The organism is uncultured Veillonella sp. (genome assembly GCF_938010505.1).
In the GTDB taxonomy this organism is placed as follows: Bacteria; Bacillota; Negativicutes; order Veillonellales; family Veillonellaceae; genus Veillonella.
Genome location: NZ_CALLVP010000007.1, coordinates 1 through 15911 on the forward strand (window position 1 = coordinate 1; position 15911 = coordinate 15911).

Sequence of the window (15911 nt, forward strand, 5' to 3'; positions counted from 1 at the left end):
TGTATTGACCAGGACCAAGTACTAATGTATTTGGAGGTGTACCTACAGGTGTACCAAATGCACAAGATGCAGCAACGCCGATAGCCATCAATACAGCATGGGGATCAGCACCCATACCTTGGGCAATGGAGATACCGATAGGAGCCAATAATGCACAAGATGCAGTGTTAGACATAAATTGAGTCATAACACAAGACAAAACAAACAATACGCCTGTTGCAAAGTAAGGGCTAGGATCGGACCCCATAACGCCAATTACTGCATCGGCAATCATTTTACCTGCACCAGATTGGTCAAGTGCAGTTGCCACTGGCATCATACCAGCAAACAAGAAGATTGTTACCCAGTCAATGGATGTGTAAGCTTGTTTTTCGTTCAAGCAACCAGTTAATACGCAAAGCATTGCACCGATAACTGCAACCATGCTCAATGGTAAGTTAATACCAAAACCTTTTAGGAAGTCACCTAAAATCATAGCGATGATAACGCCTAAAAGAATAAGACCAGAGAACAATTGTTTCTTAGGATCGTTAGAAATATCTTCAGCAGCTACTTCTTGTTCAACTTCACCAGCATCAGTGATTTCATGTTTAGGTAATAAGTGTTTACCAATGAGCATCATGAAAATGATAGTAGCAATAGTCAAAGGAATACCGATCCAAGCAAATTCAAAGAAACCAAAAGGTGCAAGACCAAATTTAGTTAATGTACCACTTACGATAATATTTGGAGGTGTACCAACCATTGTAATAATACCACCGATACCAGCAGCAAATGCTAATGGCATCAATTGGCGAGATGCAGGAATCTTCGCAACAGCACAGATACCAACAACTACTGGAAGTAATGCAGCTGTTGTACCAGTGTTAGACAAGAATGCGGACATGGTAGCTGTAACAACCATAATTGCAAGCATTAAGCCATTTTCGCTAGTACCTGCACGTTTTACTACGGTTTCCCCAATTTTTTGAGCTAAACCGGTATAGAACAATGCAGCACCAACAACGAACATGCCAGCAAACAACACAACTGTACTATCAGATAAACCAGAGAATACAACCTTAGGAGTAATAATACCCATAAGGCCTAGAGTAATTGCACCGCCTAAAGAAGTGATAGCCAACGGAATAATTTCCGTAACGAATAAAACAGCCATGACTGCAAGGACGATTAAGGTTTGTTCTGCAGTACCCATACATCATCATCTCCCTTCAGAGAAATGCACTGATTGTATTAGATAAGATATAAGACATAGCCTACTATAGTAATAGCCGCAGCCATTAAAAAGGTTATCCCATACCCCTCTTTAGTTTTAGGATAGCCAAAGAATAACGCTTCCCCTAAAAAACCTCGGCGATTAAACCAAGAATATTTAGTTCTACGTTGAAACCATTTAGCTTTCCCTTCAACACCGATAATCAGTGCAGTAATAAAAAATACAATAAATGCCCAAATAAAACAAATCAGTATTTTTAATTCAATTGATAACAAGTGACCACCTCTACTATATTTAAAGCACTAAAAAGTTATTTAGTGAATTCTTGCTAATCACCTAATGACCGATCTAAAAAGCATTTATTGCAAATATTCCCTTTTATGCATGATTACATAATTACCAAGGGCTTTTTTATTCACCAAGGTGTACCTATTTAGGTACACCTTGGTGAATAATTATTTAATTATTAACGGTTAGCCAACATAGCAAGCATTGTACCTGCAGCTACTGCTGTACCGATAACGCCAGCTACGTTAGGGCCCATAGCATGCATGAGCAAGAAGTTAGCTGGATTAGCTTTCGCACCTACAACTTGAGATACACGAGCTGCCATTGGAACTGCGGATACACCAGCAGAACCAATAAGTGGATTTGTTTTACCACCGTCAAATAAGCTCATCAATTTACCAAATAATACGCCACCAGCTGTACCACAAATAAATGCGAACAAGCCTAAAAGAATAATTTTGATAGTTTCTAAGCTTAAGAAATGTTCCGCACTCATTGTCAAACCAGTACCAGTTGCTAAGAAGATAGTAACAGTATTGATTAACGCATTTTGAGATGTATCGGACAAGCGATCAGTTACGCCAGATTCACGGAACAAGTTACCTAACATCAACATACCTAAAAGGGATGTAATGGAAGGAAGCAATAAGGAAATGAAGATCGTTGCAACGATTGGGAATACGATTTTTTCAAAACGTGTAACTTCACGCAATTGTTCCATTACGATTTCACGCTCTTTTTGAGTAGTAAATAATTTCATTACAGGTGGTTGAATCAACGGTACCAAGGACATATAGGAATATGCGGCAACCGCGATAGCACCTAGCAAATGAGGAGCTAACTTAGTAGCTAAGTAGATAGATGTAGGACCGTCAGCACCACCGATAATACCGATAGCAGCTGCTTCTTGAGCCGTAAAGCCAAGCATCATTGCACCACCAAGAGCAGCAAATACGCCGATCTGAGCAGCAGCACCTAAAAGCAAAGTTTTAGGGTTTGCAATGAGTGGACCAAAGTCAGTCATTGCACCTACACCAAGGAAAATTAATGGTGGGAAGATTTCTTGGGAAATACCTGCACTTATAAGAGCCATAACGCCTTCTTCAAAACCGTTACGAGGAATATTAGCAAGTAAGCAACCAAACGCAATCGGACCCAACAATAATGGTTCAAACTCTTTGGCAAATGCTAAGTATAATAGGATCAAACCTACAAGAATCATAATAGCATTACCTAGTTCAAATGCGAGGAACCCGCTATCGTTAATAACGGATTGTATCGCAACAGCAAAAGCCTCCATATGCGTTCCCCTTTCACAAATATAAAATTGTTGTATGACGCGATGCCACCGCGTCATACACTACATGGTATTAGCCAAGAACAACCATGTCGTCGCCAGTGGATACAGTTTGGTTAGCAGCTACGCGAACTTCGGAAACTACAGCATCATGAGGAGCTGCAATTTCATTTTGCATTTTCATAGCTTCAAGAATCAACAAAGTTTCACCTTTTTTAACTGCTTGACCAGCGGATACTGCTACAGATAGGATTTTACCAGGCATTGGAGCTTTTACAGTTTCAGCACCTGCTGGAACTGGAGCTGCTGCTGCAGCTGGAGCTGGTGCAGGAGCTGCTTTAGGAGCTGGAGCTGCTGCTGGAGCTGCTTTAGGAGCCGCTGCAGAAGCCGCCGCTTTTACTTCATTAACTTCTACATCATATGCTGTACCATTTACTGTAACGTTGAATTTTTTCATCTTAAATTCCTCCAAAATGTGTATGACTACACTATAATTTATAAATTTCTTTTACACATATTTAATCTGATAATCCTATCGATTACCTAGTTAGGCAATAATCTTATCGATTACCACGCAAACGGCCTTCCATTTTCCAATTGTAGCTTACGATTGGACGGATATGCGCGATTTGATCTGCGGAATAACCCATTGCCGCTAATGCACCAACGATTACCGCTACTACATCTTGAGATGGAGCCTTACCGCTAGTTGCTGTAGCATTGCTCATTAAAATGCCTCCTAAAAATTTTTTAACCTCTACCGCTTAAACGACCTTCCAAACGCCATTTAGCACTTGTTGCTGTAGGTCGGATAGATGCAATTTGTTCAGATGAGTACCCCATCGCCACAATGGCACCTACGATAGCTGCTACTACTTCATCCTCATTTTGAGCAGATGCACTTGGTGCAGCCACAGGAGCCGCTGGAGCTGCAACAGTTGTGTCAGTTTTAGGCGCTTCTTTCTTCTTCTTAGTTGGATCGATTAAATAAACGATTTTCATAAGAACACCTAAAGCAATCAACACAGCAAATACAACTGTCATATTAATCGCCATAATTAGCCAAGGATTGGTAGTAACTGCTTGTCCTTCCATAATCATTCCCCTTTCTAAAAAATTAGTAAAGAAAGGTATCTCCCAAATTCGATGATATGTTTACCGAATCGAATTATAATGGAATATTACCATGTTTCTTTGGAGCACGGTTTTCACGTTTGCTTGCAAGCATTGCCAAAGCGTTGATAACTGCTGGACGAGTTTGTTTTGGTTCGATAACTACATCTACGAAACCACGTTCTGCAGCTTTGTATGGAGTTGCGAACTCTTCCACGTATTTAGCTGTTTTAGCATCTTTATCTTCGTCTTTCTTGAAGATGATGTTAGCCGCACCAGCAGGACCCATTACAGCGATTTCGGATGTAGGCCAAGCGTATACTTGGTCAGCGCCCAAATCTTGGGAACACATAGCGAGGTAGGAACCGCCATATGCTTTACGAGTGATAACAGTAATTTTTGGTACTGTTGCTTCAGAGTAAGCATACAACATTTTAGCACCATGACGAATGATACCGCCCCATTCTTGATTTGTGCCAGGCAAGAAACCAGGAACGTCAACGAAGTTAACGATTGGAATATTGAAAGCATCACAGAAACGGATGAAACGGGAAGATTTGTCAGATGCATTGATGTCTAAGCAACCAGCCATTACTTTTGGTTGGTTAGCAATGATACCAACGGATTGACCATCAAAACGAGCGAAGCAAGTGATGATATTTGTAGCATAGAATGGTTGTACTTCATAGTATTCGCCATTATCTACAGTAGCTGCGATAACATCCTTCATGTCGTAAGGCATGTTACTGTTATCTGGCAACAAGCTATTCAAACCTTCGTCTTCACGAGTTGGATCGTCACCAGTATCTACTAATGGAGCATCTTCCATATTGTTGGATGGCAAGAAGCCTAATAAGTAACGAATTTGAGCTATACAATCATCTTCATTTTCAGCTGCGAAGTGAGCAACACCAGACACAGAGTTGTGAGCCATTGCACCACCAAGATCTTCAGCTGTTACTTCTTCACCAGTTACAGATTTGATAACTGCAGGACCAGTGATGAACATTTGAGATGTATGTTTAACCATGTAGATGAAGTCAGTTAATGCTGGAGAATATACAGCACCACCTGCGCATGGACCCATGATTACGGAAATTTGTGGAATAACGCCAGATGCATTTGTATTTTCGAAGAAAATTTTACCGTAACCTGCAAGCGCATCTACTGCTTCTTGAATACGAGCACCACCGGAGTCGTTGATACCAACAATAGGAGCACCCATTTTCATTGCCAAACGTTGTACTTTAACGATTTTAGCGGCATGCATTTCACCAAGAGAACCACCTTCTACAGTGAAGTCTTGTGCGAATGCGTATACTAAACGACCGTCAATAGTACCATAACCTGTTACTACACCTTCGCCTGGTAATTCTTTCTTTTCTTGACCGAAGTTAACACAACGATGTTTAACGAATTGATCAAGTTCAACGAAAGAGTTATCATCGAACAATTTAGCCAAACGTTCGCGAGCAGTCATCTTGCCTTGAGCATGTTGTTTCTCAACGCGTTTTTCACCACCAGCTGCTTTAACTTTAGCTAGTTTCTCGTGCAATAACTCGATTTTTTCCTGCACTGTTGCCATTATAGCACCTCCAAATAAAACTTGTTACAGTATCATTTTATTTCATTAATAATTAAAGTTCAAGCATGATACATATTTAACATATAACCTAGGATTATATGTATATATATAGCTATAACTCATACATAATGATGTGAATTGGATACCGTATTATTTCATACGTTGACATAATTCAAGCAATACGCCGCCAGTTGCTTTTGGATGTAAGAAAGCAATTGCAGAGCCGCCTGCACCATAACGAGGTTTTTCGTCAATCATACGAACGCCTTTAGCCATTAAATCAGCAATAGCATTTTCAATATTATCAACGCGCAATGCAACGTGTTGGATACCATCACGACCGCCATTTTTTTCGATGAATTTACCGATAGGGCCGTCTGGAGTTGTAGTTTCTAAGAATTCAAGTTCAGCATCGCCACATGGGAAGAAGGATACTTTTACTTTTTGTTCTTCTACGATTTCATCTTCAGGAAGATGTTCTATACCCAATGCATTTTTGTAGAATTCTTTAGTTGCTGCTAAATCATTAACACCAATACCAATGTGATCCACTTGTAATACTTTAAAAGCCATTTCGATTATCTCCTTTTCAAGGCTAAATCTCTAATGCTATGTAGTCGCCGTCTACTTTAGCACGCTTGTCATTACGCCACTAACAACTGTATATGGATCGCTTTCGCGCTCATTAACAGCTGTCACTTGGCTATTAAATTCGTCGCTTGTAATGATTTTTTCAGCTACATAACGACCAATTTGTTCATTAATCATTGCGATGATTTCATCACGAGTACGTTCTGCCCGACGAGATTCCAATTCACCAGAATCTTCAAGATACTCAAAATGTTCATCTAAGGCTTCGATGAGTTCATCTACACCTTGGTCCTTGCTAGCAATTGTGCGCTTAATTGGTGGGCGCCATTTTACCTCGCGAGAGTCTAGGTCTAGCATCATTTCAATTTCTACATTCAAACGATCGCAACCATCTCGGTCAGCTTTATTGATAGCAAATACATCGCCGATTTCAAGAATACCCGCTTTGATAGCTTGGATATCATCACCGAGACCAGGAACAAGTACAACTAATGTAGTGTCCGCATTTTTTACGATATCTACTTCAGATTGACCTACACCTACTGTTTCAATGATTACTAAATCCATACCAAAGGCATCCATAAGTTTTACAACGTCTGCAGTCTTTTTGGATAAACCACCAAGACTACCACGCGTGCCCATGCTTCGAATGAATACATTTTCGTTTAATGTTAAGTCATTCATTCGAATACGGTCCCCCAAGATAGCACCACCAGAGAATGGGCTAGTTGGGTCGATGGCAACGATACCGATTTTTTTACCTTGATCTAGATAATGTTTAACAACTTTATCTGTCAAAGTACTTTTACCAGCACCAGGGGCCCCAGTAATACCGAGAATACGTGCATTCCCTGTTTTAGGGTAAATAGCCTTCATAATATCGATGGCATTATCATACTCGTTTTCTACAGCTGTGATAGACCGTGCTAAGGCTAGTCTTGAACCTTCAAAAAGGCCTTTAACTAAATCCATTCGCTTCACCACCTATCTTCGAATATGGGAATAGAGGGATTCATCTATTCTAGCTGAGTCCCTCTCACCCATTAATTTATTATTTTACGTTTTCGTTGATGAAGTTAACGATATCACCAGTTGGTGTACCAGGTGTGAATACAGCAGCTACGCCAGCATCTTTCAAGCCAGGGATATCAGCGTCAGGAATAACGCCGCCGCCGATTACAAGTACATCACCCATGCCTTTTTCTTTCAAAAGTTCAACAATTTTAGGGAACAATGTGTTGTGAGCACCGGAAAGAAGGGATAATGCTACTACATTAACGTCTTCAGAAAGAGCTGCTTCAACGATTTGTTCTGGAGTTTGACGAAGACCTGTGTAGATTACTTCGAAACCAGCATCGCGAAGAGCGCGTGCTACTACTTTTGCACCACGGTCATGACCATCAAGACCTGGTTTTGCTACGATTACTCTAATACGTTTTTCTGCCATGATTTATTACCTCCGAAATTAGCCGATATTATAATGTGGAATGAGCTTCGTATTCACCGAATACTTCGCGCAATACATTACAAATTTCACCCAAAGTAGCATATGTTTTAACTGCTTCAAGAATTAATGGCATCAAGTTAACGTTTTCATCAGCTGCGCCTTTTTTAAGAGCTGCCAATGCTGCATCAACTGCTGCTTGATCGCGGTTAGCGCGAACTGCTTGAGTTTTCTTGGATTGGTTTACACCTACGGAAGCATCTACACGAAGCAAGTCTTTTGGAGCTTCTTCTTCAACTTGGAATTTGTTTACGCCAACGATTGTACGCAAGCCAGATTCAACTTCCATTTGCCATTTGTAAGCGGATTCTTGAATTTCTTTTTGGATGTAGCCTTTTTCGATTGCTACTACAGCGCCGCCCATTTCATCAATTTTCTTGATGTATGTCATAGCTTCGTCATAGATAGCGTTAGTCATAGCTTCTACATAGTAGGAACCGCCCAATGGGTCAACTACGTCAGCCAAACCAGATTCGTAAGCCACGATTTGTTGAGTACGAAGAGCTACTTGTACAGATGCTTCTGTAGGAAGAGCCAAAGCTTCGTCACGAGAGTTTGTATGTAAGGATTGAGTACCGCCCATTACAGCAGCTGCAGTTTGAAGAGCAACACGAACGATGTTGTTATCAACTTGTTGTGCAGTCAACATAGAACCAGCTGTTTGAGTATGTACACGAAGCATCATGGATTTTGGTTTTTTAGCACCAAAACGTTCTTTCATGATAGTTGCCCATAAGCGACGGGATGCGCGGAATTTAGCAACTTCTTCAAGTACGTTGTTATGAGCATTCCAGAAGAAGGAAAGACGACCAGCGAAGGAGTCAACGTCAAGACCAGCTTTCAAAGCTGCTTCTACGTACGCGATACCATCTGCAATTGTAAATGCGATTTCTTGCGCTGCTGTGGAACCTGCTTCACGGATATGGTAACCAGAGATAGAAATTGTATTCCATTTAGGAACGTATTGAGAACAATATTCGAAGATATTAGTGATCAAACGCATGGAAGGTTTTGGAGGGAAAATGTAAGTACCGCGAGCTGCATACTCTTTCAAAATATCATTTTGAATTGTACCCATCAATTCAGTAGAAGGTACACCTTGTTTTTCAGCTACTGCGATATACATTGCCAACAAAACAGACGCTGGAGCGTTGATTGTCATGGATGTGGATACTTTGCCAAGGTCGATGCCGTCGAACAAGATTTCCATATCTTTCAAGGAGTCAATCGCAACACCTACTTTACCAACTTCACCTTCAGCCATAACGTCATCAGAGTCATAACCGATTTGTGTAGGTAAGTCGAATGCACAGGAAAGACCAGTTGCACCAGACTCGATTAGGTAACGGTAACGTTTGTTGGATTCTTCAGCAGTTGCAAAACCTGCATACATACGCATTGTCCAGAAACGGCCACGGTACATAGTAGGTTGTACACCACGAGTATAAGGGAATTCGCCAGGCATCCCCAAATCGCGTTCATAGTCGAAACCTTCGATATCAACTGGTGTATATACACGGTTGTACTTCAAGTTTTGACGTTCTGGAGTTTTTGCACTTCTTTCGTCACAAAGTTTGTTATACTCAGCAATTTGGGCTTTTAAGTTTTCGTAAGCCATGTTTTCATCATCCTCCTAAAAAAACAGGTTATTTTTTCATGCTTCCAGTTTCTGTGAAGCGTTTATGCCAAGAAAGAGCTTCGTCAAGCAACATTGGTGTATGGGCATTTTTTGTTGCTGCTAATGCTTTTTCTAGGTATTCAGTTAACATTGGTTTGTAGTCTGGGTGAGCACATTTTTCAATAATCAAACGAGCTCTTTCCACTGGGCTCAAACCACGGCAGTCAGCCACACCTTGTTCTGTACAGAAAATCATAGTGTCATGTTCTGTATGATCTACGTGAGATACATAAGGAACGATGGAACTGATGTCACCGTCTTTAGCAACGGAGTTAGTACAGAAGATTGTGAGGTATGCGCTACGAGCGAAGTCGCCGGAGCCACCAACACCGTTCATCATTTTCGTACCCATGATATGAGTAGAGTTTACATTGCCAAAAATATCAAATTCAATTGCAGTATTCATGGCAATAACGCCAAGGCGTCTTGCGATACCAGGGTTGTTAGAAATTTCTTGAGGTCGAAGAATAATTTTTTTACGATATTCATCGATATTGTCATAGAAACGTTTCAACCCTTCTGGAGAAGGACTCAATGCAGTACCGGAACATACAGTTACTTTACCTGCATCGATAAGGTCAAACATACCATCTTGAATAACTTCAGTGAAGATAGACAAGTTAGTGAAAGGACCTTTAGCAAGACCACTGATTACAGCGTTTGCTACGGAACCTACACCAGATTGCAATGGAAGTAAGTTTTCTGGCAAGCGACCACCTTTGATTTCATTTTGGAAGAATTCAATCAAATGTTGGCTCATTTTTTTAGCGTCATCATCGATAGGAGCTAGAGGTCTAGTTGTATCAGGAATGTCGCAAGGAACGATAGCCACAATTTTTGCAGGGTCGCAAGGAATTGCTTCAGTACCAATACGATCACCAGCAGTTTCCAATGGAATTGGTTTACGATATGGTGGATCGAGTGGTTCGTAGATATCATGCATACCTACCAAAGAAAGTGGTTGAGATACGTTTACTTCTACGATAACTTTTTTCGCTTGGCTCACAAATGTTGGGGAGTTACCAACAGATGTTGTAGGAACAATGGAGCCATCTTCGTTGATTTGTGCAGCTTCGATAATTGCTACATCTAAATCGCCAAAGAAGCCATAGCGAACGTTTTGTGCCATTGTGCTTAAATGCATATCAATATAATTGATTTTACCGCTATTTAAAGCTTTACGAGTGTCCCCATTAGTTTGATATGGGAAACGACGATTAATACCGTTAACGCGAGTCAACGCACCGTCAGCTTCATCACCTACGGAAGCACCTGTCCACAAATCGATTTTGAATGGTTCTTTTTCCATTCTTTCTGCCAATGCCAATGGCACAGCTTTTACATAACCTGATGGAGTAAAGCCGGAAATACCAACTTTATCGTTAGGGTTAATCAAAAGAGCTGCTTCAGAAGCAGTGACAATTTTACCTTGGAGGTCCGCGCTTTTAACGCGGTCTTTGATGTCCATCACCATTACCATCTCCTTTAAGAGTAACATTGTATAAACGACAGTTTAATCTCTTGGTCGTTCCTTAAACCGACTTCATCGTAGTTCAGAACCAATGTATTGTCAACTTATATGACTAAAATGTATTTTTTATCACACTTCACTAGTGTATTATGACTAAAACGCATGAGTTTTTACATTTTCACATAAGTTTTATTCACACCGTTATAACTCACAGGAATTATCGATTTAGTAGTATATATTGATGTTTTCCATCTACATCGAACTATCTCTATACAATATATAGAACCCTCTCAATATAAAACAATATTCTATACACAAGAAATGCCCCGCACACCTCCCTATAAAGATACAATGATATGCAAAAAACCGGCTCTCAAATGCAAGCAATAATGTTCAATTATCTCTAACATTAGAAAACCGGTTAATAATACTTAAACTTACCCTACCAAGGTATGTATAAATTATACCATATTATGAAATTATATCGCTACCATAAAACTTACTAATTATACAAGATATACCTTTTAAGTATGGTTATTCGTTGAAAGTTGTACTTTCACAAAGGCCCCAACCCAACCAAGAAGTTGCCAAAAAACGATGGTAACTTGATGACTATAGAGCTCAAAATCAGATAATCCACTAAAGAGAACACCGACGGCTAAAGCACCTATACCTATCTGTGCAGCTTGTCGGAACGTATCCCCTTTCAAGCGAACAGATGTAACAACATGACCTACGATAACTGCTAGGAATGATAGCAAGCCAGGAATTCCTGTTTCAGCCAATATATTTAAATATAAATTATGGGCATGATACATCAATACATTAGGCCCTTGAATGTAATAGTTATAATCTGGATAGACTAAATAGAATGTATTCCACCCTATACCAAAGATTGGATTTTCTCGTACGATATACATCGTACTATCCCATAGAGCCCAACGAAGATCTGATGACGTATCGTGACCTTGAAATATAGACCAAAGGCGTGAAGCAATCTCCCCTTCGTAGAAGTACAGAATTATAGGGATTACTAACAAGGATAAAAATAGTCGTCGCTCTACGAAAATAGCCCAATACAGAATCATAGCCGCAAAGCTAATCCAAATGCCACGAGAATAAGTTAAGAGCATCGTTAAAAATAATACGACACCAATGATCAGCATTGTAAGAACTTCACGAGTGCGATTTTCTTTCATATATACAAGAATATAGCTGATACATACACTGAGTACCATCAATAAATAGGCTCCTAATAAATTAGGATTTTGCAATGTAGACGCCATTCTACGCATCAATTTTGGAAACTGAGCTGCATCTACCCATTCTTTTATATGTATATTGGGAACAAATATATACTGATAGGCCCCAATTATGCATACAAGAACGGCTGTGCCTAAAAAGGCACGGAGAAAATAATTCCACTGTTTAGGTGTTTTAATATAGGTACGAACTAAATAGTACATACCCCCACCAGCTACAATTTGGTAGAACCAACTCTGAATAGACCAGTCCCAGTTTGGAGACATTAACGACGATATGCCTGTCCATATAACAAAAAACATAACAGTCCAGGATAGATAACCTGTCGGCAGACTCAATGATTTACTAGAAATTAAATCATATAATGCTAGACCTATGGCTAACCAGAGGAGTACATCTCCTACCATTGGTTGAAGAGGCATCGCAACAGCAACACCATAAATTAATCGTTCTATATAAAAGCTAAGTCGCTTCTGATTGGGAATGAGTGAGAGTTCCATAGTCTCACCTTAATGACTCATCTCATGGTTAAACCATTGACGAGCATCCCCTAAAATATATAAAGAACCGCATACGGCGATGATATCACCAGACTTTGTATGCTTATATGCCAATACTAATGCATCCTCAACAGAGTCTGCAGTTTGAGCTGTCGCTTTTGGTACCGTACGGCGAACCAGTTCAACCAAGGTTTCAGGTACTTCCGTTCTATCGCTTGGTGCGGGCACAACGAGCACTGTGTCACCCACTTTAACCACTTCACGGATAATAGCCGCTTGGTTCTTATCTTTAAGAATAGCCATTACAATCGTTTTTGGGGTATCCTTAAACAACTCGCCATACGTCATGGAAAAGGATTCAGCCCCTGCCGCATTGTGGGCACCATCAAAGATAAAAGTACGATCTAAACCTCTTTTAACTTCAAACCGTCCTGCCCAAGTAGTACGAGCAAAGCCTTCACGCATCGTTTCTTCGCTGATGTTTGTATCCTCTTTCATCAACAGGCGTACCGCCATCAATGCACAAGCTAGGTTTACAGATTGGTGAATGCCCACCATTGTCGTAAATAACATGGCAGGTGCTGCATCATTAGTACTAACCGTAATCATTTGACCACCAGTTACAGCGCTGCGACTATCGATACCGAAATCTTTATTGAAAGCATAAAGTTTAGCATGTTTTTCTTTAGCTACGTCCTCAATGATACTAAGAGGTGTACCTTGTGCCGCTGTTACTACAGGCACCTTAGATTTGATAATACCCGCTTTATGGCGTGCAATTTCCTCGACAGTATCACCACAATATGCTTGATGATCTATTGTTACATTAGTAATAACAGATACTTTAGGAGTAACGATGTTCGTAGAGTCTAGTAAGCCACCTAATCCGACTTCTACCACAGCATAATCTACACCTTGATCCTTAAAGAACAAGAAAGCTGCTGCCGTCAACATTTCAAATTGTGTTGGCGCTTCTACTCCGTTGCTAATGATAGTATCTACGGCAACCTTTACGCGACTAATTAACTCGCCAAAGGCTTCCTCAGTAATATTCCCATCATTAATTTGAATTCGCTCCGTATAGGATTGAAGGTGAGGCGATGTAAATCGCCCCACCCGTAATCCACTTGTAAACAGTGCGTAGGAAATATATGAGGTAACCGAGCCCTTACCATTCGTGCCTGTCACATGAACAATTTTATAATCTTCTTGTGGATTTCCCAATACATCCATAAGAGCTGTAATTCGTTCAAGGCCAGGCTTAATACCGAATGAGGATGCCTGTTCTAAATAGGCTAAGACCTCTTGATATGTCATATAAACCTCCTATTATAAGGTTTCGAGGAACGCTTCACGTTCCAATAACGCTTGTTGTTTTTGTTTATATTCTTCTAACTTTTCTTTTTCTTTTGCGACTACAGCTTCAGGAGCTTTTGCTAAGAAACCTTGGTTAGACAATTTACCTTCCAAACGGGAAATCTCTTTTTCCATTTGTACTTTTTCCTTCGCAATACGCTCTTTCTCTTTTTCACCGTCGATCAAGTCTTTAAGCAAGAGATATACTTCCATACCATTTACAACTGTTACAGTCGCATTTTCTGGTTTAGCATCGTTTGCACCTAGAATTGTTACTTTCTCAGCCCAAGCCAATGTTACAAAGTAGTCACTATGGTCCGCTACAGTCTGAGCTAGTGTTGCATCTGTAGGAGCCACGATTACCTCTGCTTTTTTACCTAATGGTACATTCATTTCAGCACGCATGTTACGAATGCCTTTAATAGCGTCCATCATAACTTCCATTTGACGAGCTGCACTATCAAGATTGCCAAAGTTCAATGCTTCTGGCCATTTAGCAACTACGATGCTGTCCCCTTCATGTGGCAAATGTTGCCAAATATGTTCTGTTACAAACGGCATAAATGGATGTAACAATTCTAACATTTGACGCAAGATTGTTACGAGCAAGTATTGAACTGTACTACGATCGCGTTCGTTACTTTCACTATACAAACGAGGTTTCGCTAATTCAATGTACCAGTCGCAGTACGTATTCCAAATGAAGTCATATACGGAACTAGCTGCTTCGCCTAACTCGAATTTATCGAGGTTAGATGTAACGCTTTGTACTGTTTCATTGTATTTTTGAATAATCCATTGGTCAGCCAATGTCAAATCATCTGCAGTTGGAACAAAGCTTTCATCAAAATTTGTAAGATTCATCAATACAAATTTAGATGCATTCCAAATCTTGTTCGCAAAGTTACGATTGGCTTCAACACGTTCCATGTAGAAACGCATATCATTACCAGGTGTATTGCCTGTTACAAGAGTAAAGCGCAATGCATCGGCACCGAATTGGTCAATCACCTCAAGAGGATTAATACCATTACCTAATGATTTACTCATCTTGCGACCTTGACTATCGCGTACAAGACCGTGGATAAATACGTGTTTGAATGGAATTTCATCTTCAAACTCAAGAGCCATGAAGATCATACGTGCAACCCAGAAGAATATGATATCATAACCAGTCACAAGAACGCTTGTTGGATACCATTGTTTGAGTTCTGCAGTTTGCTCAGGCCAGCCCATGGTTGCAAATGGCCATAAACCAGAACTGAACCATGTATCGAGAACGTCTGGATCTTGTGTTACATGACCGTGACAATGAGGACATTCAGTAATATCTTCACGACTTACAATAGTTTCGCCGCAATCATCACAGTACCATGCAGGAATGCGATGGCCCCACCATAATTGACGAGAAATAGTCCAGTCGCGGATGTTTTCGAGCCAGTTTACATATGTTTTAGTAAAGCGTTCAGGAACAAACTCTACTTCATCTTCTTTGACAACTTTAAGAGCGGGCTCTGCCAACGGTTTCATATCTACGAACCATTGTTTAGATACCATTGGTTCGATAATTGTATTACAACGAGAGCAATGACCTACCGCATGGTCATGATCATCGATTTTTTCAAGTAAGCCTAACTCTTGAAGTTCAGCTACTACTTGCTTACGTGCTTCTTCACGAGGCAAGCCATTGAATTTACCAGCACCTTCGTTCATTGTCGCATCATTGTTCATAACAACGATGGACTCTAAATCATGGCGTTGGCCCATTTCAAAGTCATTAGGGTCATGAGCAGGAGTAATTTTTACGCAACCTGTACCGAAACTAGCATCTACATAGTCGTCGGCAATCACAGGAATCTCACGATTAACAAATGGCAATACCAACGTTTTACCAATGAGATCTTTATAACGATCGTCTTCAGGGTTTACAGCTACTGCTACGTCACCAAACATAGTTTCAGGACGAGTGGTAGCAACTATAACGAAGCGATTATCTTCACCTTTTACAGGATATTTAATATGCCATAAATGGCCATGTTCGTCTTCATG

General features: G+C 40.4%; 15 protein-coding genes. All 15 read right to left on the reverse strand.

All coding sequences use genetic code 11. The features are described from left to right. On the reverse strand, positions 1-1195 hold a 1195-nt coding region (locus Q0507_RS00305), incomplete at its 3' end, for an SLC13 family permease (RefSeq protein ID WP_298710701.1). A gap of 38 nt (positions 1196-1233) precedes the next feature. After that, on the reverse strand, positions 1234-1491 hold the full coding sequence (locus Q0507_RS00310; protein ID WP_298710703.1) for a hypothetical protein: 258 nt from the start codon (positions 1489-1491) through the stop codon (positions 1234-1236). Between the two features lie 191 nt (positions 1492-1682). Continuing rightward, positions 1683-2804 (reverse strand): sodium ion-translocating decarboxylase subunit beta, encoded by a 1122-nt coding sequence (locus tag Q0507_RS00315; protein WP_298710706.1) that lies wholly within the window; start codon positions 2802-2804, stop codon positions 1683-1685. Between the two features lie 70 nt (positions 2805-2874). Then, positions 2875-3258, reverse strand: a complete 384-nt coding sequence (locus tag Q0507_RS00320) for a biotin/lipoyl-containing protein (protein ID WP_298710709.1) — start codon at positions 3256-3258, stop codon at positions 2875-2877. 103 nt (positions 3259-3361) lie between these two features. Beyond that, a complete protein-coding gene (locus tag Q0507_RS00325; RefSeq protein ID WP_298710711.1) occupies positions 3362-3529 on the reverse strand; it encodes a hypothetical protein in 168 nt (55 codons plus the stop codon). Between the two features lie 22 nt (positions 3530-3551). Beyond that, on the reverse strand, positions 3552-3896 hold the full coding sequence (locus Q0507_RS00330; protein WP_298710714.1) for an OadG family protein: 345 nt from the start codon (positions 3894-3896) through the stop codon (positions 3552-3554). A gap of 73 nt (positions 3897-3969) precedes the next feature. Further along, entirely contained in the window at positions 3970-5499 is a 1530-nt protein-coding gene (locus Q0507_RS00335; RefSeq protein WP_298710717.1) for a carboxyl transferase domain-containing protein, read from the reverse strand. Between the two features lie 150 nt (positions 5500-5649). After that, the gene (mce, locus tag Q0507_RS00340; protein WP_009351265.1) at positions 5650-6072 is read right to left on the reverse strand and encodes a methylmalonyl-CoA epimerase; all 423 of its coding nucleotides are present in this window, start codon (positions 6070-6072) and stop codon (positions 5650-5652) included. A 51-nt stretch (positions 6073-6123) separates the two neighbouring features. Next, positions 6124-7062 carry a methylmalonyl Co-A mutase-associated GTPase MeaB gene (meaB, locus tag Q0507_RS00345; protein ID WP_298710719.1) on the reverse strand — a complete coding sequence of 313 codons (939 nt, stop codon included), beginning with the start codon at positions 7060-7062 and terminating at the stop codon, positions 6124-6126. Positions 7063-7141: 79 nt separating this feature from the next. After that, on the reverse strand, positions 7142-7537 hold the full coding sequence (locus Q0507_RS00350) for a cobalamin B12-binding domain-containing protein (RefSeq protein ID WP_298710722.1): 396 nt from the start codon (positions 7535-7537) through the stop codon (positions 7142-7144). Positions 7538-7565: 28 nt separating this feature from the next. Then, positions 7566-9212, reverse strand: coding sequence for a methylmalonyl-CoA mutase (locus tag Q0507_RS00355; RefSeq protein WP_298710725.1), 1647 nt, complete (start codon positions 9210-9212; stop codon positions 7566-7568). A gap of 28 nt (positions 9213-9240) precedes the next feature. Continuing rightward, a complete protein-coding gene (locus Q0507_RS00360) occupies positions 9241-10746 on the reverse strand; it encodes an acetyl-CoA hydrolase/transferase family protein (protein ID WP_298710727.1) in 1506 nt (501 codons plus the stop codon). 521 nt (positions 10747-11267) lie between these two features. Then, positions 11268-12506 carry an O-antigen ligase gene (locus Q0507_RS00365; RefSeq protein ID WP_298710730.1) on the reverse strand — a complete coding sequence of 413 codons (1239 nt, stop codon included), beginning with the start codon at positions 12504-12506 and terminating at the stop codon, positions 11268-11270. Between the two features lie 9 nt (positions 12507-12515). Further along, the gene (locus Q0507_RS00370) at positions 12516-13823 is read right to left on the reverse strand and encodes a folylpolyglutamate synthase/dihydrofolate synthase family protein (protein WP_298710733.1); all 1308 of its coding nucleotides are present in this window, start codon (positions 13821-13823) and stop codon (positions 12516-12518) included. Positions 13824-13835: 12 nt separating this feature from the next. Further along, positions 13836-15911: valine--tRNA ligase (locus tag Q0507_RS00375; RefSeq protein WP_298710736.1), on the reverse strand; the 2076-nt coding region annotated here is incomplete at its 5' end.